The organism is Roseateles sp. (assembly GCF_047654805.1).
GTDB lineage: Bacteria > Pseudomonadota > Gammaproteobacteria > Burkholderiales > Burkholderiaceae_C > Pelomonas.
Genome location: NZ_JASGIV010000001.1, coordinates 395,195 through 412,033 on the forward strand (window position 1 = coordinate 395,195; position 16,839 = coordinate 412,033).

Annotated in this window: 16 protein-coding genes; 7 read left to right on the plus strand and 9 right to left on the minus strand. The window is 68.0% G+C overall.

Translation table 11 applies throughout. From position 1 onward, the window contains the following. From QM732_RS01845 to QM732_RS01875, 7 genes are read right to left on the minus strand one after another with little or no spacing between them, the layout of a single operon-like run. A complete protein-coding gene (locus QM732_RS01845; protein WP_415654510.1) occupies positions 1–738 on the minus strand; it encodes a DUF2334 domain-containing protein in 738 nt (245 codons plus the stop codon). Next, positions 735–1,877: a glycosyltransferase gene (locus tag QM732_RS01850; RefSeq protein ID WP_415654511.1), complete on the minus strand. Its 1,143-nt coding sequence runs from the start codon at positions 1,875–1,877 to the stop codon at positions 735–737. Before QM732_RS01850 ends, QM732_RS01845 begins: the two co-directional genes overlap by 4 nt. Beyond that, positions 1,874–2,650 (minus strand): GNAT family N-acetyltransferase, encoded by a 777-nt coding sequence (locus QM732_RS01855; protein WP_415654512.1) that lies wholly within the window; start codon positions 2,648–2,650, stop codon positions 1,874–1,876. The genes QM732_RS01850 and QM732_RS01855 overlap by 4 nt, the downstream gene beginning before the upstream one ends. After that, positions 2,650–3,975, minus strand: coding sequence for an O-antigen polymerase (locus tag QM732_RS01860; protein ID WP_415654513.1), 1,326 nt, complete (start codon positions 3,973–3,975; stop codon positions 2,650–2,652). The genes QM732_RS01855 and QM732_RS01860 overlap by 1 nt, the downstream gene beginning before the upstream one ends. 24 nt (positions 3,976–3,999) lie before the next feature. Next, complete coding sequence (locus QM732_RS01865; RefSeq protein ID WP_415654514.1) at positions 4,000–5,439, minus strand: lipopolysaccharide biosynthesis protein; 1,440 nt, start codon at positions 5,437–5,439, stop codon at positions 4,000–4,002. Positions 5,440–5,465: 26 nt separating this feature from the next. Continuing rightward, positions 5,466–6,548, minus strand: a complete 1,083-nt coding sequence (locus QM732_RS01870; protein ID WP_415654515.1) for a Wzz/FepE/Etk N-terminal domain-containing protein — start codon at positions 6,546–6,548, stop codon at positions 5,466–5,468. Position 6,549: 1 nt separating this feature from the next. After that, positions 6,550–8,469 carry an SLBB domain-containing protein gene (locus tag QM732_RS01875; RefSeq protein ID WP_415654516.1) on the minus strand — a complete coding sequence of 640 codons (1,920 nt, stop codon included), beginning with the start codon at positions 8,467–8,469 and terminating at the stop codon, positions 6,550–6,552. Between the two features lie 235 nt (positions 8,470–8,704). Here QM732_RS01875 and QM732_RS01880 point away from each other — a divergent pair, with 235 nt between their 5' ends. Beyond that, entirely contained in the window at positions 8,705–9,796 is a 1,092-nt protein-coding gene (locus QM732_RS01880) for an MraY family glycosyltransferase (RefSeq protein WP_415654517.1), read from the plus strand. A 37-nt stretch (positions 9,797–9,833) separates the two neighbouring features. Beyond that, positions 9,834–11,318, plus strand: coding sequence for a DEAD/DEAH box helicase (locus tag QM732_RS01885; RefSeq protein WP_415654518.1), 1,485 nt, complete (start codon positions 9,834–9,836; stop codon positions 11,316–11,318). On the opposite strand, the gene QM732_RS01890 is transcribed toward QM732_RS01885, so the two are convergent. Continuing rightward, on the minus strand, positions 11,315–12,100 hold the full coding sequence (locus QM732_RS01890; protein ID WP_415654519.1) for an SAM-dependent methyltransferase: 786 nt from the start codon (positions 12,098–12,100) through the stop codon (positions 11,315–11,317). The genes QM732_RS01885 and QM732_RS01890 overlap by 4 nt on opposite strands. Beyond that, positions 12,097–12,672 (minus strand): Maf family nucleotide pyrophosphatase, encoded by a 576-nt coding sequence (locus QM732_RS01895; protein WP_415654520.1) that lies wholly within the window; start codon positions 12,670–12,672, stop codon positions 12,097–12,099. Before QM732_RS01895 ends, QM732_RS01890 begins: the two co-directional genes overlap by 4 nt. 32 nt (positions 12,673–12,704) lie before the next feature. Between QM732_RS01895 and QM732_RS01900 the strand changes: the two genes are divergently transcribed. The 5 genes from QM732_RS01900 (at position 12,705) to fabD (ending at position 16,839) form a co-directional block, all read left to right on the plus strand. After that, a complete protein-coding gene (locus QM732_RS01900; protein WP_415654521.1) occupies positions 12,705–13,256 on the plus strand; it encodes a YceD family protein in 552 nt (183 codons plus the stop codon). A gap of 173 nt (positions 13,257–13,429) precedes the next feature. Then, the gene (gene rpmF / locus QM732_RS01905) at positions 13,430–13,615 is read left to right on the plus strand and encodes a 50S ribosomal protein L32 (protein WP_415654522.1); all 186 of its coding nucleotides are present in this window, start codon (positions 13,430–13,432) and stop codon (positions 13,613–13,615) included. A 111-nt stretch (positions 13,616–13,726) separates the two neighbouring features. Continuing rightward, the gene (gene plsX / locus QM732_RS01910) at positions 13,727–14,839 is read left to right on the plus strand and encodes a phosphate acyltransferase PlsX (protein ID WP_415654523.1); all 1,113 of its coding nucleotides are present in this window, start codon (positions 13,727–13,729) and stop codon (positions 14,837–14,839) included. Further along, positions 14,836–15,834: a beta-ketoacyl-ACP synthase III gene (locus tag QM732_RS01915; RefSeq protein WP_415654524.1), complete on the plus strand. Its 999-nt coding sequence runs from the start codon at positions 14,836–14,838 to the stop codon at positions 15,832–15,834. The genes plsX and QM732_RS01915 overlap by 4 nt, the downstream gene beginning before the upstream one ends. A gap of 57 nt (positions 15,835–15,891) precedes the next feature. Next, positions 15,892–16,839 carry an ACP S-malonyltransferase gene (gene fabD / locus QM732_RS01920; RefSeq protein ID WP_415654525.1) on the plus strand — a complete coding sequence of 316 codons (948 nt, stop codon included), beginning with the start codon at positions 15,892–15,894 and terminating at the stop codon, positions 16,837–16,839.

Below are 16,839 nucleotides of genomic sequence, written 5' to 3' on the forward strand. Positions count from 1 at the left end.
TCAGCCTCCCCGCCGCACTTGGCGCAGGGCGCGCAACGCCGAGCTGCTCACGGCACGGGCCGCGGGCGCGAGCAGGCGTGGTGCGCGGGCGCGACGGGCCTCGTCGAAGTCGATGAGGCGGCTGGCGTTGTGCGTCATGAATCGCAACGTGGCGGCGAGCCGGGCGTCGCTCATCGAGTTGACGTGCAGGCACAGCGTGTAGATGCCGAAGCCGAGATGGATGGGCGTGCTGAACAGCTGGGGAACCAGGGTGATGCCTTCTAGCTCGTAGGGGTAGAGGCCGTAGCCGTCGGTGACCGCCTCGAAACCCAGCCCGCGCAACGCCCTCAACGTGTCATGGTCGAAGCTGTGCGACGGCGCCATGAAGCAGGGCTGCCAGACGCCCTCGCGCTTCAGGATGGCCTGGCCGCGTGCCAGCCTCTCCCTCTGCGTGTCCAGCGGCAGGCCCGCGAATTCGCTCTTGGTGCCAACCCCCAGCAGACCGCCGCCGGGCAGGCTGTACTCGTGCGTCGTGCCGTGCTGGGCCAGGGTCCAGCCGCGCGCATGCCATTGCCGCGCCAGGTCCCAGAAGTTTGCGCGCCGCGGAGCCACATCGAGCTTGGGGTCTCGGTTGTCCGGCACGATGCCAAGCAGCGGCTTGACCTGGGGGTGGCGTTCAAAGAAGTCCAGAAAGGGCTGGAAGCGTGCCCAGGCCATGCCCGGGCAGACGTCGTCGAAGCGGATGACGAAGCGGCTCAAGGTCGCCCTCCCAGCAGGCCGGGGGCGAAAGCTTCATAGGTGGCCCGGTAGAGCTGGGCGATGCGATTCATGTCGAATTGGCTTGCGACGACGCTGCGGTTGGCGGCGATCTGTTGCGCCCTGCCCTCTGGCGGCAGGGCCTGGAAGGCGAGGATGCGGTCGCACATTGTCGAGGCATCGCCAGGCGGAATCAGGGATGCCCCGTCGGCGAGCAGCGCGCGGGCCTCGCCGACGTCGGTGGACAGGCTGCCGCAGCCATAGAGCGTTGCTTCGGCGACGACGTTGGGGAAACCCTCGGAACGGCTGGAGAGCACATGCACGTCGAGAGCAGCGTAGAACCGGCGCATGTCGCTCTGCAGGCCCAGCGGGTGGCAGGCGCCAGCGAGGCCGTGGTGGTGGATCAGCGCCGCGATGCCGGCCTCGTCCGTGCCCTTGCCGCACAGCAGGACGTGCAAGCTGGGAATGCGCCGGCGGGCCAGGGCCGCGGCCTGCAGTAGCGTGTCATGGTCCTTGTAGATGTCGGTGCGTGCCGCCATGCCGACGACGAAGGCGTCGGGCGCCAGCCCCAGTTCAGCACGCAGTGCGGCGCCAGCGGCCGGGTCGGGCTGGAAGCGCTTGACGTCGTAGCCGTTGGGTATCAGGCGCAGTCGCCCGGGCGCGTAGCCCAGCGCGCGATGGGCATCCAGCGCCTGTTGGCCACAGCAGACGATGGCGGCTGGCACGCGTGAAGACAGCCAGGGGTTGACGCGACGAGCCAGCAGGCCGGTCAGCCGTTTGCCGCGCGCGCCGTGGCTGCTGCGAATGCCCCAGATGACGGGCTTGCCGGCGCCCAGCAGCGCGGCCAGCGTGTCGGACAGGTAGAGCCAGCTCTGGATTACGCGGGTGTCCTTGCTGGCGAGCACGCGGCGCAGTGCCAGCAGATGGCCGGGTAGGCTCAGATCGGCAGCCAGCGGCAGCTTGAGCACCGGCACGCCCAGGGCCTCGAACTGGCCGGACAGAGCGTCGAGCGGCCGGATCGAGACGATGCGCGAGGCGTCGCGCAACCGCTGGTCGGCACCAAGCAGTCGCAGCAGGAAGGTCTCGGCGCCGCCCGCGCCGAGACCGGCGACGACGTGCACGAGTGGGCGGGGCGGGCTCATCGCGAGGCGCTGCGCCAGCGTCGTGCCGCCTGCGCCAGGCGCAGCAGGCGCAGGGCCAGCCGGCCCTTCCAGCTGACGGGTAACAGGCAGTTGTACTCGCGGGTCAACTCGCCGCCGAAGGCCTGCTTGAAGTCGTCGATGGCCTTCAGCGCCTCGCCCATCGAGATGCCGCCCATGTCGTAGGTTGCCAGCCCCGCCGCCTTGAAGTGCAGCAAGGCATGCCAGTGAAGCAGCTTGTTGGCCCGGCCGATGCGCTGGCGCTCGGTGCCATCGGCCGCCGAGCTGGCTGAGTGGTAGAGGCGGGCGCGCCGCCCGTCGACGAGGTAGAGGTGGGCCGACAGCCAGCGCCCGTCGGGGTCGTCGACAGTGGCCAGCACCAGGGCCTGGCGGGCGGCGAGCGCGGAGAGCTTGGCGCGATTGGCCGGCGCGATTCCCTTGCCGGCAGCGAAGGCGTCGTAGTGGTCGGCGAAGCGAGCGAGCGCCTGTGCGTCGAGCGCGGCGCTGAATTGCGTGAGCAGGCCATCCTTGTCGGCGGCGCGACGGATCTCGTAGCGAAATCCCTTGCTGATGCCGTCCAGGAGCTGGGCCTCGTCACGGCCCAGGTCGATGAGCGATGTGTAGAAGTCAGTCGCGCCGTCGCCCGGCGTGGGTGACTGGACGGCGTGGATCAGGTCGATGCCCGAGGAGGGCAGGCCCCGGCCATCGGCGAAGAACAGGTCGCGCAGGCGCAGGCCGAAGCGGCTGCGATCGATGTATAGGGGGCTGCTGGGCATCAGGCGGGCGTCGTGGCACGGGGCAGCCGGAACCAGGTCCGTGCCTTGTCGACGAGCCTTGGCGTCAGCGAGACCATGACCCACAGGACGACTGCGAACTTGATGATGTTGGCGATGTCCATGATCAGCATCTCGCCGCCGAAGGACAGCGCAAGGGCTCTGGCAACGTAGGCGTACAGCAGCAGCGCGAAGATGTTGCGGGGCGTGGCCAGGCGGTGCAGGCGCGCCAGCAGGAGACTCAGCCCGAAGGGAAAGATGAGGAAGAGGTACTGGTTGGTCGACTCGATGTAAGAGCCAAGATACGTGTAGGTGTTGTAGTCAAGGCCCCGGAACCCAGCGCCAGGGTTGTAGAACTTCAGGTGCATGGACGGCAGCTCCATCAACGGCGCCCGGCCGACGAGATGCAGCACCGAGTTGGCGATGTAGTAGAACGGGCGCGCAAGGTGCTGCGGACTGAGGTCGTAGGTCTCGGGGCTGTTCAGATAGAGGTTCAGGCCCGCGATGGGGGCGCAGAGATACGACGTGATGCCCTGGATCGCCGCGACCCAGAGGTCCCATTCGTTCGCATCCTCAGCGAAGGTGTAGTTGACGTAGCGGATCAGGGCGAGGAAGCCGACGATGCCGGCTGCCATGATGGGCAGCGTTCCAGAGCCGCGCAGCCGCCCGTTGTTCTTGGCGACCAGGACGATGCAGAAGGAGACCGCGAGACTGGGAACCACAGATTTCGAGCCGGTCAGCAGCCCGTAGCAGATGGCCAGGATCATGGCCACCAGCGTGATGAACGTGCCTTTGGCCTTCTGGCCGTGGAAGGCGATCAGCGAGACGAGGGGCAGTGCGTAGGAGAAGGGCTGCAGGTTCTTCAGTGGGCTGAAGTCGGTGACTTCCCCTTCGTTTTGCAGCGTCGCGAGCCGGATGGCTGCGATGAAGTTGATCTGCGAGTCGTCCGACACTTCGCCAGCGAAGTGCGCGAAGTAGGCGGGCAGGCAGGCCAGGAGGATCAGCAGCCAGAGGATGACGCCAATGCGCAGGCCGGCGCTGCCCAGCTTCGTCGCTTCGATCTCGGGCACGGCGGCGGGCTGGGCCCGGACGCCGGTATTGGCCATCGCGCCGATGAAGAAGGCCACCGGGGCCAGCATCAGCAGGATGAGGGTCGAGATGTCGACTGGATAGAAGAGATCGCCGGAAAGCCAGTACAGCGGGAAGATGACCGCCCAGATGCCGCACAGCAGCGTGGCGGGGTTGTCGGCGCGCCCGGTGATGCGCATCGACGCATAGGCCAGGCCGGCCAGCATCAGGGCGCAGAGCAGCGCGAAGTCGTAAACCATGACGTCAGTACCTGGTACGCGGGGCTAGAGATATCGTCGCTGGGCGACGCGGATGAGTTCGCTGGTTCCCAGATAGGCCGCGCCGCCAACGGCGGCGCACAGCAGCAAATGAGGCAGGGCGGTCTCGATCGGCCCGCCTTGGGACAGTGCCGGCAACGCCGCCAGCTGCGACCGGGTTACCTGCATGCAGGCCCAGCCCGCGAGCACTGCGACGGTGGCGCGGGCAAGGTCGACCCAGACATTGTCGAACAGGCCGTCCACCCGCCCAAACCAGAGGCTCAGGCCCGCCCCCAGCGCGAAGGCGGCGGCCGAGGCGACGGCCGCCCCCCAGGCGCCGAAGCGCGGGATCAGGATCAGGTTGAGGATCAGGTTGAGTCCGGCCATCAGCGCGGTCGTCGTGACGTGCAGCCGCGTGGCGCGGCGCAGGTGCAGGGCGATGTCGAAGCAGAATGCCCGCATGCCGCTGAACGCAACGGCCACGGCGATGGCGGGCATGACGGCGGCGGCCTGGGCGGCGACCTGTGGGCCGAGCATCAGCCGGGAGATGTCTGGCGCCAGGCCGGCGAACAGCAACGCGCCGAGTGGCGCCAGCGTCAGCGTGGCCTGTCGCAGCGGGGCCAGTGCGGCTTTTGCTGCATCGTTGCCGTCGCGCTCCCAGGCGGCAATGACCTTGGGGTAGGCGGCCAGATAGAGCACGTTCAGCGCTGCGCCCAGGATCTGCTGGACGAGATCGAAGGCCGCACCGTACGCAGCGACGGCGGCCGGACCATGCCAGTGATTGAGCATGAAGCGGTCGCTGGCGTCGAGGATGACGATGGACAGATACGTCAGCGACAGCGGCAACCCGAAGCGCAGCAGTTCGGGCGTGATGCCGGGCTGCGGCTGTGCCGCGGCGGACGGGCCGGGTTTTCGCGCGCCCAGCAACGCGACGGCCACGGCGCTTCCGGCCAGCGTGCCTGCCAATGCGGCGGTGGCCAGTCCGCCACTCCACACCGCGGCCAGGGCCAGCCCCAGCGCCAGCCAGGCGCGGGATGCGGTCAACCAGCCGTAGCGAAGCACGTCTTGGCGTGCATTCAGGAACTGCATGTGCATGCCGTGCACGCCGAGCGTCACGCCGAGGGCTGCCACCGTCAGCATGAAGCCGGGCGAGTCGGAGGCCGGCCAGCCCAGCGCGGCGAGCGCGAGCGCGCCCAGCAGGACGGCCGCGCCGATCACGGCGGCGCAACGCTGTGCGGTGTCGAACAGCTTGTCGGGCGGGATGCCGCGCGACCCGTGGAACCGGCCCACGGACACGTTCAGCCATTGGAAGCCCAGTGCCGCGATCACGTTGGCGCCCGAGATGCCGAGCGCATAGCGCCCGTACTGCTCGGCGGGCAGCCAACGAGTCAGCAGCATCAGGCTCAGCAGTGCGACGACACCGTTGCCCGCACGGAACAGGAAATAGATGCTCGCGTGTCGCAGCACGAGACGACCCGATCTGCGCTAGCCGCTCATGCGGCGCGCGGGGCGAGCGACTGCAGGTGTTTGCGGCGGTACCAGAAGCAGGCGAGCAGGAACCCCGCGAACATGGCCCCCAGCGCGATGACGCTGCGCTTGGGCTTGCTCTTGCGTTCGGGCGGAGCGGCCACGTCGATGACCTGGAACAGGTTGGCGTTCTTGGCCTCATCCACCTTGGCCAGTTCGTACTGGCGGGCGAAGATGTCGAACAGCGCTTCCTGGTACTTGTAGTCGCGGTAGGTGGAGACGTAGTTCTGATCGGACGGGCTGCTTGCCGGCCGCTCCTGGCGCGACAGTTGGTCACGCAGCCCGTTGACGATGACGAGTTGTCGCTGCACTTCGATGGCGTCGTCGCTCATGCTGCGGCGCATCGCCTGCAGCTTGAGCTCGGATACCACCAACTGCGCCTGCAGCTTGGCGTACATCTCGCCAGTGGCCTTGGGTTCGAACTTCAGCGCGGCCGGATTGAAGCCGCTCTTCTGCAGCGCCTGTTGTGCGGTGTTCAGGGCGACCTGGGTCTGCTTGAGTTGCTGCTCGAAGAAGACGCGCCGCTGCTGGGCCTCGGTGAGCGTCAGTCCGTCGGACAGGGCGCGCAGTTCCTGCAGATAGGTGTTGGCCATCTCGGCCGCACGCTTGGGATCGTGGTCATCGACCTCGATGGCGATGATGTTGTCCTTCTTGCCGACGCTGAAGCGCGCGTTCTCCGCCAGTTCCTTGCGGGCATCCGCCTTGAACTTGACGTCGTAGACGTCGACCAGCTTGAACTTGTCGATGATGCGGTCAGAGAGGTTGACGCTCTGCAGCAGGCTGACGTACTGGTCGGCCGGGCTCTTGACGCCACCGGTCACGGCACCGGCCAAACCCGACAGCGCCCCCAGCGATGCCAGCGCCGCTGCCATGCTGTTTTGCTGGGGCTGCGGGCTGATGAAGGAAGCGCGGGCCGTGTAGGTCGGCGGGATCAGGAAGCTGCCGGCCGCGCCGAGCGCGCCTGCGACGAAGGTCGCCGCAGCAATGCCGCGCCAATGGGGGGTGAGGGCACGGAACAGGGATTCCGTCGGGGCGTCGTAGGTCGTCATGTCAATTCCGGATCGCTTGCAGGGCGGCGGCGCCCAGGCCGAACTGGTACAGGATCTGCGTCCATTCCTTCATCGATTGCGTGAAGGTGGTCTTGTCCAGTTCTTCCGGCACGAACACGGTGTCGCCTGGGACGGCAGGCAGGGCGGCAAAGCTATTGCCGCTGAACCAGCCGGACTCCTGCCGTGCGCTGACGACGCTGCCGTTGGCTCGCAGCACGAACGTGCTGGCCGTGTCGGCGCCGCGCGTTGCGCCACCCGCGAGCCTCATCACGTCGTCGATGCTGCTGCCATCCCGGTACAGGTAGCTACCGGCGTTGAACACGCTGCCGAACACGCTCACCGTGTTGGGACGGGCGGGAATGGCCAGGCGGTCACCGTCCTCGATGCGCAGCACGGGCAGACTGGGGTTCTTCTGGCTCATCTGCAGCACGAGGCGGCCGTTCGGACGGACGGCCCGCATCCGCTCGATCAGGCGAGTGACGCCCGCCGCCCGGGCTTGCTGGGCCGCGGCCTCATCGGCGCTGATGGCGCGCTGCGTGGAGGTGGTGCGGGTGAACTCCGTTTCCAGGTCGCGCAGCGCGCGGTCGTAGTTCTCCTGCTGGGTCAAGCGCACGCTCTCGCGCGTGAACTCGGTGCCGAAGACATACGCGTCAGCCGTCAGCCCGCCGGCGGCTTGCAGCGCGTCCTGCAGCGTCGCGTTGGGCGGCAGGATGTACTCGCCGGGGCGGTTGACCTCGCCGTCAACGCGCACATGCTTGAACTGCTTGTTCTGCGGCAGCACCGCGCTGATGTTGCTGAACACGCGCATCACATCGCCGTTTTCCAGCGGCTGCTTGCCGTCCCCGGGCAGGCTGAACTCGATCAGGCGCCGGCCCAGGCGCTCTGTCAGCCGCTCGGTTGCCACCCGCGTCCGGTCGGCCACGGTGCTGAGGCCGCCCACCATCGCCAGCGCATCGGTCACCGTTTCGCCGGGCTTGATCTCCAGCACGGACGGCTTGTTGATGCTGCCGAGCACGGCCACCTGCGGCCCCACCGGACCGATGTAGAGCACGTCGTTCGCCTGCAGCGGCCGGTCTGCGGACTGGTCGCCCTGCAGCAGCAGTGAATAGAGGTCGAAGCGGGCCACGGTCTGGCCCTGGCGGCGCAGTTCGATGTTGCGGAAGCTGCCAGCAGCCGAGGGCCCGCCGGCGCGCATGAGACCGGTCAGTACCGTGGACAGGCTGCTGACCGAATAGGCGCCGGGCTGGGCGGTGTAACCCGTCACGTAGATGCGGATGTAGCGCAGGCGCCCGAGCGACGCGCTGACCTTGAAATTGCGGAAGACCTTGGCGACCTGCACGCTGATGATGTCGGACAGGTCTGCATAGCGCACCCCCGCGACGAGCACGGGCCCGACGCGCGGAATCGTGATGCGGCCATTGCGGTCCACGGCCACGCGGATCTCGCCGGCAACGGCACCCCACAGGGTCACCACCAGTTCGTCGCCGATGCCGATGCGGTAGTCAGGCGGAATCTCGCGGGCCGTGTCCGTGCCACGGATCGAACCGGTTTCGTCCAGCATCAAATCGGCACCGAGCCGCTTGATGGGGAGGTCGACCACGGGCTGCTTGCCGTCACCGTTGGCGGGCTGGGCTGCGGCCTGCAGGTAGCGTTCCACATGCACGGGACTGACCAGCCGGTTGACATAGAGCTCGAATTCGCCGGGCTTGTACGGTTTGGGTGCTCGCGCCTTGATGAGGCGATCCAGGTCCTCGTCGGTGAGCCGCGGGCTGGTGGACATGTAAGGCGTGCCCTTCAGCTGCACCAGCCCGTCATTGCCATCGATGTCCGACGTCGAGCTGGAGCTGTCGCGGGTGTCGGTGGTGTCCGTCTTGCTGCGGTCGTTGCCGTCAGCCGCCGAGGCCCATCCGGTGGCGCCCATCAGCCCGAGGCAAAGGGCTGTCCAAGCAAAGATCAGGCGGGCGCTGAGGGTGTGGCGAACGCGAAAGTGCATAGTGAGACCTGGGTGGCGAAACTGGGGGCAATGGTCGCCATGGGTCCTGGGAAGGCTCCCGAGAAAGCGTCTCGGGCTGCACCTGATCATGGGTGAGCGAAGCAGCGTTTCTGCGGCGCGATTGCCAAACCCGTCATTGTACGGGCCGGTAAACTGGCGCCAGATGCTGTATTTCGTTCTTCCCTTCGCCGTGTCCGCGGCCGTGACCCTGGCCGTCGTGCATGCAGCGGGACGTTACAGCCACCGGTGGGCAGACCATGATCTGTCCGGGCCTCAGAAGTTCCATGCCAGACCCGTGCCGCGCGTCGGTGGCGTGGGCATGTTCCTGGGCTTGGTCGCCTGCGTCGCCGTGGCGACCTGGGCGCATCACGCCACCTGGCGGCTCGGCGCCCTGCTGCTGGCCTGCGGCTTGCCCGCCTTTCTGGCGGGTTTGGTCGAAGACATGACCAAGCGTGTTTCTCCGGCCAAGCGACTGCTTGCGACCGCCGCCTCTGCGGCGCTGGGCATCTGGCTGATCGGCGCAACCATCACGCGCACCGATCTGCCCGGGCTGGATTGGCTGGTGTCGACGGCGCTGGGGGCGTGGGTGGCCACCGTGTTCACCGTGGCTGGCGTGGCGAATTCGGTCAACATCATCGATGGCTTCAACGGCCTGTCGTCCATGTGCGTGAGCCTGATGCTGCTCGCGTTCGCGTACGTGGCCTATCAGGTTGGCGACGTGACGCTGGCGCTATGGGCGCTGGCCGGTGTCGGCGCCGCCCTCGGGTTCTTCGTCTGGAACTTTCCCGCCGGACTGATCTTTCTCGGCGATGGTGGCGCCTACTTCCTGGGCTTCTATCTGGCCGAGATCGGCATCTTGCTGATCAGCCGCAACGCCGAGGTGTCGCCGCTGTTTCCGCTGATGGTCTGCATCTACCCGGTATTCGAGACGGTGTTCTCCATGTACCGGCGCAAGATCGTCCGCTCCGTGCCCCCGGGGTTGCCGGACGGCATCCACCTGCACTCCCTGATCTACCGCCGGCTGATGCGTTGGGCCATCGGCGCGCGTGATGCGCGGGTCCTGACCCGCCGCAACTCGATGACCGCGCCCTATCTATGGATGCTGTGCCTGACGTCGCTGGCACCGGCCCTGCTGTTCTGGGACTCGACGGTGATGATCGTGGCCTGCATGGTGGCCTTCGGCCTGATCTACGTGATGCTGTACAGGCGCATCGTGCGTTTCAAGACGCCCAAATGGATGGTGGTTCGGCGCTGATGCGCGTTTTCGACGGCCCCGGAGATAATCGAGGGCTATGAGCGACACAGTCTCTTCGTCCCAGGCCGCTACCGCGGCCGACGCACCCGCCCCGATTCCTGCCCGTTTCGACACCCTGCCGCTGGATGCCAAGCTGCTTCGCGCGGTCGCCGATTCCGGCTATCTGACGATGACGCCCATCCAGGCCAAGGCGATCCCCATCGTCCTGGAGGGGCGCGACGTCATGGGCGCCGCGCAGACAGGCACGGGCAAGACGGCGGCGTTCTCCATCCCGCTGCTGCAGCGCATGCTCAAGCATGAGACTGCCAGCGTCTCGCCGGCCCGCCATCCCGTGCGTGCCCTGGTGCTGGCGCCCACCCGCGAACTGGCTGACCAGGTGGCCGACAACGTCAAGAAGTACGCCAAGCACACCCAACTGCGCTCGGCCGTCGTCTTCGGGGGCGTGGACATGAAGCCGCAGACGGCCCAGCTCAAGGCCGGCGTCGAGGTGCTGATCGCCACGCCAGGTCGCCTGCTGGATCACATCGAGGCCAAGAACTGCGTGCTCAACCAGGTCGAGTACGTCGTGCTCGACGAGGCCGATCGCATGCTGGACATCGGCTTCCTGCCCGATCTGCAGCGCATCCTCAGCTTCCTGCCCAAGGCGCGCCAGACGCTGCTGTTCTCGGCCACTTTCTCGCCTGAGATCAAGCGCCTGGCCCAGAGCTACCTGCAGGATCCCATCCTGGTCGAGACGGCGCGGCCCAACCAGACCGCGTCCACCGTCGAGCAGCGCTTCTACAGCGCGACTGACGACGACAAGCGCGCCATCATCCGCCAGATCCTGCGTGAGCGCAGCATCCGGCAAGCCATCGTGTTCGGCAATTCCAAGCTGGGCGTCGCCCGGCTGGCGCGCGCCTTCGAGCGCGACGGCCTGCGTACGGCGGCCCTGCACGGCGACAAGTCGCAGGACGAGCGGCTGAAGTCGCTGGACGCCTTCAAGCGTGGCGAGGTGGATGTGCTGGTGGCCACCGACGTGGCGGCCCGCGGCCTGGACATTGCCGACCTGCCGGCCGTCTTCAACTACGACGTGCCCTTCAACGCCGAGGACTACGTGCACCGCATCGGCCGCACCGGTCGTGCCGGTGCGTCGGGCCTGGCGGTCACGCTGGTCACCAAGGCGGATGCGCGCCTGGTGGCCGACATCGAGAAGCTGATCAAGCGCAAGATCGACCTCGACGCCTTCGAACTGGACGGCGGCGACCGTCCGCGCTTCGAGCGCCGGCGCCGCGACGACGGCGCTGAGCGTGAGGATGCGCCGCCGCGTGCCGCGCGCCCGGCCTACCGTCCGCCAGCGCCGCCCGCCGACCCGTTCTTCGACAAGCCCTATGAGGCGGGTGAGCGAGACAGCGCTCCGGCCTGGGAGAAATCCAAGACGGCTGTGCCGGCAGGGGGGGGCAAGGGCCTGTCCAGCTACATCAAGCCCAAGCGGCAGGTCGCCGCGCTGTTTGGCGCCAAGAAGCCGGCACCAGCCGAAACCTAGGCCAGCAGCGCGAACACCGCGGGGATGCGGTCGGGCAGGGGGCTGCCGCCGCGCTTCCAGTCCGCCACCGTCGCGGTGCGCGTCCAGCCACCCGGCAGCGTCAGGCCCACGCTGATGGAAAGCCGGGTCGTCGGCTTCAGTGCCGCGAGCAGTGCCTGTCGCAGCGCTTCGTTGCGGTAGGGCGTCTCGATCAGCAACTGGGTCTGCCTCGCCTTGGTCGACAGCGCCTCCAGCTCGCGGATGCGGGTCGTGCGTCCGCCCGAGTCCACCGGCAGATAGCCTACGAAGGCGAAGCTCTGGCCGTTCAGGCCGCTGGCCGCCAGCGCCAGCAGCAGCGAGCTGGGCCCCGACAGCGGCAGCACCTCGATACCGGCCTCGTGCGCCAGCGCGACCAGGCGGGCGCCCGGGTCGGCCACCGCCGGCAGGCCGGCCTCGGAGATCAGCCCCAGGTCGTGTCCGGCCAGGGCCGGGGCCAGCAGGGTGCGCCAGGTGGCCGTGTCGTCTGCGGCGGGTTTGCCGCCTGACGGCCCACCTTTGGGAGGGCGGGGCAGCTCTGCGATCTGCACGGCCTGCAGCGGCTGGGCCAGCGGCGCCACGGTGTCCACGCGTTTCAGCAGCGCTCGCGTCGTTTTGGCGTTCTCGGCCGCCCAATGGGTGAGCCGCGCCGCCTGCTCGATGACGCGCTGGGGCAGTACCTCACGCAGGTCCAGGGTGTCGTCCACGCCGAAGTCCAGCGTGTTGGGCATCAGGATCAGCCGGCCCTTCATCGGCGCGGTGGTCATGCCAGGGGCTCCAGGCCGGCGCGGCGCAGCAGCGCGCAGGTGCGGATCAGCGGCAGGCCGACCAGGGCCGTTGGGTCATCGGACTCCACGGCTTCCAGCAGCGCGATGCCCAAGCTCTCGACCTTGGCGCTGCCGGCGCAGTCATAGGGCTGGTCGATGCGCAGATAGGACTCGATGGTCGCGTCGCTCAGCTCGCGAAAGCGCACGCGCACCTCGGCCCGCTCGATGGCGGCCAGACCTGGGGCGACGACGGCCACGGCGGTCTGGAAGACCACCTCGCGGCCGCTCATGCGCTGGAGCTGTGCCGCCGCGGCCTCGTGCGTGCCCGGCTTGCCCACGGCCTCGCCGCCGAGATCCGCGACCTGATCCGAGCCGATCACGATGGCACCTGGCCGCAATGCAGCGACGGCCCTGGCCTTGGCCAGGGCCAGCCGTTCGGCAAGCGCTGCCGGCGTCTCGCCGGGCAGGGCGGTCTCGTCGACCTCGGGGGCCACCGCCTCGAAGGGCAGGCGCAGCCGGGTCAGCAGCTCTCGCCGGTAGCGGGAGGTCGAGGCGAGGATCAAAGGGGGCATCGGGGCATTTTCCCCCGCCTAAACTCCTGGACATGAAATCGCGCGCCTTTGTTCCCGAGAAGCTTGACGTCGCCGCCCTGGCCCATGACGAAGCCAGCCTGGCCGGCGAGTGGCCGGCGGTCTCGCTGGAGCGGCTGGCCGACGCGGCTGCGCCCGAGGCGCCAGCCAGCGGCTGGCCCGCCCTGCGCTGGAGCCTGCATGGAGAGATCCGTCAACCCAAGGGCGGCAAGGCACAGACCTGGCTGCACCTGACCGCCGCGGGCCGTGTGGCGCTGACCTGCCAGCGCTGCCTGAAGCCGGTGTTCGAGGACATCGACATCGACCGATGGATCCGCTTCGTCGACACCGAGGCGGAGGCGGCGGCGCTGGACGTCGACAGCGACGACGACGTGCTGGCCTTGCCGCGGCACCTGGATGCTCGCGAGCTGATCGAGGACGAGATGCTGCTGGCCCTGCCCCTGGTGCCGCGCCATGAGGTCTGCCCCGAGCCCCTGCCCCATGGCGACGATGCGACAGAATTCGAGGTCGAGGAGCGTCCCAACCCCTTTGCCAAGCTTGCCGCGCTGAAGCGGCGGGACAACTGACGCCATGGCCGATTTCGCCGTTGCACACAGCCAGAACGGTGCAGCTTGGCGAATTGATGATCCGGTGCTACACTCGTGGGCTTTTCTGCGGCCTGGAGTTCGAGCCTTGATCTCACTCCCCGGGGTCGCAACCCCAAACCCCGCACACTGTTCCGCAGAATTCGGAGAATCTCATGGCCGTTCAGCAAAACAAGAAGTCGCCCTCCAAGCGCGGCATGCATCGTTCCCACAATGCCCTGGTGACCCCGGGTACGGCCATCGAGCCGACGACGGGCGAGGTGCATCTGCGCCACCACATCAGCCCCAACGGCTTCTACCGTGGCCGCAAGGTGCTGAAGAGCAAGGCCGACGCGGCCTGATGGTGCCGGGTGCCGCCTGGCGCGGCGCCGAACCCTCGATGAATCTGCCGACCCGGCCTGCGTATCGCGCAGTGCCGGGTTTGGTCTTTGTGGCTCACCGAAACCACTGAAATGACCGCCCCTTTGCGTGATTTGCGTGAAGCACCCGAACCGATCCGTCTGGCCGTCGACTGCATGGGCGGCGACCACGGCCCCTCGGTCACGCTGCCGGCCTGCCGCGCCTTTCTCGACAAGCACCCTGCCGCCGAACTCATCCTCGTGGGCCAGCCTGAGGCGCTGAAGGCCGCTGCCGCCTGGCCGCGCTGCCAGATCGTTGCGGCCAGCGAGGTTGTCACGATGGACGACCCGGTCGAGGTCGCGTTGCGCCGCAAGCGTGACTCCTCCATGCGCGTCGCCCTCCAGCAGCTCAAGGCCGACCGAGAGGGCAATCCGGCCCGGGCGCATGCCTGCGTGTCGGCCGGCAACACCGGTGCGCTGATGGCCGTCGCCCGCTATCTGCTGAAGACACTGGATGGCATAGACCGGCCAGCCATTGCTACTGTTATGCCCAACCAGTGCGGCCGGTTCACGACCGTGCTGGACCTTGGTGCAAACGTCGATTGCACGGCCGAGCACCTGTTGCAGTTCGCCGTCATGGGCAGTGCACTGGTCTCCGCCGTCGATGGCATCGCCGAGCCCAGCGTCGGCCTGCTCAACATCGGCGAAGAGGCGATCAAGGGCAGCGAGACCATCAAGCTGGCCGGCGAACTGCTGCGCGCGGCGGGCGGCGCCGGCCAGTTGAACTTCTTCGGCAACGTCGAGGGCAACGACATCTACAAGGGTACGACGGACATCGTCGTCTGCGACGGCTTCGTCGGCAACGTCATGCTCAAGACCTCTGAAGGCCTGGCCACGATGATCGGCGCCTTCATCAAGGAGGAGTTCAGCCGCAACCTGCTGACCAAGGCTGCTGCACTGATCGCGCTGCCGGTGCTGAAGGCCTTCAAGCACCGTGTCGACCACCGTCGCTTCAATGGCGCCGCGCTGCTGGGCTTGCGCGGCCTGGTGTTCAAAAGCCATGGCTCGGCTGATGCCTTCGCCTTCGAGCAGGCCCTGGCCCGCGCTTATGATGCCGCCCGCAACCGGCTGCTTGACCGGGTCCACGACCGCATCGTCGCCACGCTGCAAGCGAAGGCGGGCGATGCTGGAGACAACGCGGCGAGTTCCGTCGCGCAGGCTGCATGAGCCCCACTGGAATCCTTACACCCCGCTATTCCCGCATCCTTGGCACCGGCAGCTTCCTGCCTGCCGACCGGGTGACCAACCAGGACCTGGCCGCACGCCTCGCGGCCGACGGCATCGAGACCTCCGACGACTGGATCGTCGAGCGCACCGGCATCCGCGCCCGCCATTTCGCGGCGCCCGACCAGGCCTCCAGCGACCTGGCCTTCCCGGCCGCACAGGCTGCGCTCGACGCCGCCGGCATCGTCGCTGAGGAGCTCGACCTCATCATTGTCGCGACGTCCACGCCCGACATGGTCTTCCCGTCGACCGCCTGCCTGCTGCAGAGGAAGCTCGGTGTGCACGGCTGCGCAGCTTTCGACGTGCAGGCCGTCTGCTCCGGCTTCGTCTACGCGCTCAGCGTGGCCGATTCCATGATCAAGAGCGGCGCAGCCAACAAGGCCCTGGTCGTCGGCGCCGAGGTGTTCTCGCGCATCCTCGACTTCAAGGACCGCACCACCTGCGTGCTGTTCGGCGATGGCGCCGGCGCGGTCGTGCTGGGCGCCAGCAGCGAGCCCGGGATCCTTGCGACCGAGCTGCATGCCGACTCGCGCCATGTCGACGTCCTGTGCACGCCCGGCACCGTTGCCGGTGGCCAGGTGCTTGGCAGTCCCTTCTTGAAGATGGACGGACAGGCCGTCTTCAAGCTCGCCGTCGGCGTGCTGGAGAAGGTGGCGCGTTCTGTGCTGGACAAGGCCGGCATGACGGATGCCGACCTCGATTGGCTCATTCCGCACCAGGCCAACATCCGCATCATGCAGGGGACGGCCAAGAAGCTGAAGATGGACCTGAACAAGCTCATCGTCACCGTCGACGAGCATGGCAACACCTCGGCAGCTTCCGTGCCGCTGGCGCTGGACGTCGCCGTGCGCAGCGGCCGCATCCAGCGCGGCGATACCCTCATGCTGGAAGGCGTTGGCGGCGGCTTCACCTGGGGCGCCGCCCTGTTGAAGTACTAGCGATCCCGGCCCGCCGTGACGGCGGACCTGGACTGCCATCGAACTGGAACTGAACCTATGACTGCACCTTTTGCCGTTGTCTTTCCCGGCCAAGGCTCGCAGGCCGTCGGCATGCTCGACGCCTGGGGCGACCACCTGGAAGTGCGCCGCACTCTGGAAGAGGCCTCGGCCGCCCTCGGCGAGGACATCGCCGCGCTGATCCACGCCGGCCCCAAGGACCAGCTGGACCTGACCACCAACACCCAGCCGGTCATGCTGACGGCCGGCATTGCCTGCTGGCGCGCCTTCGTGGCTGAGACGGGCGCCCTGCCCGTCGCTGCGGCAGGCCACTCGCTGGGCGAGTACACCGCCCTGGTCGCGGCCGGTGCGCTGAGCCTGGCCGAAGCGCTGCCGCTGGTGCGTTTCCGTGCCCAGGCCATGCAGGAGGCCGTGCCGGTAGGCGCCGGTGCCATGTATGCCATCCTGGGCCTGGACGGTGACGCGGTCCGCGAAGGGTGCGCCAAGGCGGCCGCCGAGACCGGCGAAGCCATCGAGGCGGTCAATTTCAACGACCCCAAGCAGACGGTCATTGCCGGCAGCAAGGCCGGTGCGGAGAAGGCGGCCGAGATCCTGAAGGCGGCCGGTGCCAAGCGCGCGCTGCCGCTGCCGGTGTCCGCACCCTTCCACTCCAGCCTGATGAAGCCGGCCGCCGAGCGTCTGAAGGAGAAGCTCGCCACCGTGCAGTTCCAGGCTGCCGCCTTCCCGGTCGTCAACAACATCGACGTGGCCGTGACGGACAGTGCCGACGCGCTGCGCGACGCGCTTTACCGCCAGGCCTTCGGCCCGGTGCGCTGGGTCGAGGTCGTCCAGGCGCTGAAGGCCCGCGGCGTGGGACACCTCGTCGAGGCCGGCCCCGGCAAGGTGCTGACCGGCATGGCCAAGCGCATCGACGCCGAACTGCAGGCCGCCTGCGTCTTCGATCCCGCCTCGCTCGCCGAGGCCCGTGCCCTCCTGGGCGGAGGCTGA

Coding starts and splice junctions, on each gene's coding strand:
- QM732_RS01870 (WP_415654515.1), bottom strand. CDS start 6,548: ATGACGACCTACGACGCCCCGACGGAATCCCTGTTCCGTGCCCTCACC.
- QM732_RS01895 (WP_415654520.1), bottom strand. CDS start 12,672: ATGCCCCCTTTGATCCTCGCCTCGACCTCCCGCTACCGGCGAGAGCTG.
- QM732_RS01850 (WP_415654511.1), bottom strand. CDS start 1,877: ATGAGCCCGCCCCGCCCACTCGTGCACGTCGTCGCCGGTCTCGGCGCG.
- QM732_RS01900 (WP_415654521.1), top strand. CDS start 12,705: ATGAAATCGCGCGCCTTTGTTCCCGAGAAGCTTGACGTCGCCGCCCTG.
- QM732_RS01880 (WP_415654517.1), top strand. CDS start 8,705: ATGCTGTATTTCGTTCTTCCCTTCGCCGTGTCCGCGGCCGTGACCCTG.
- QM732_RS01860 (WP_415654513.1), bottom strand. CDS start 3,975: ATGGTTTACGACTTCGCGCTGCTCTGCGCCCTGATGCTGGCCGGCCTG.
- QM732_RS01855 (WP_415654512.1), bottom strand. CDS start 2,650: ATGCCCAGCAGCCCCCTATACATCGATCGCAGCCGCTTCGGCCTGCGC.
- plsX (WP_415654523.1), top strand. CDS start 13,727: ATGACCGCCCCTTTGCGTGATTTGCGTGAAGCACCCGAACCGATCCGT.
- QM732_RS01890 (WP_415654519.1), bottom strand. CDS start 12,100: ATGACCACCGCGCCGATGAAGGGCCGGCTGATCCTGATGCCCAACACG.
- QM732_RS01885 (WP_415654518.1), top strand. CDS start 9,834: ATGAGCGACACAGTCTCTTCGTCCCAGGCCGCTACCGCGGCCGACGCA.
- QM732_RS01875 (WP_415654516.1), bottom strand. CDS start 8,469: ATGGGCGCCACCGGATGGGCCTCGGCGGCTGACGGCAACGACCGCAGC.
- rpmF (WP_415654522.1), top strand. CDS start 13,430: ATGGCCGTTCAGCAAAACAAGAAGTCGCCCTCCAAGCGCGGCATGCAT.
- QM732_RS01915 (WP_415654524.1), top strand. CDS start 14,836: ATGAGCCCCACTGGAATCCTTACACCCCGCTATTCCCGCATCCTTGGC.
- fabD (WP_415654525.1), top strand. CDS start 15,892: ATGACTGCACCTTTTGCCGTTGTCTTTCCCGGCCAAGGCTCGCAGGCC.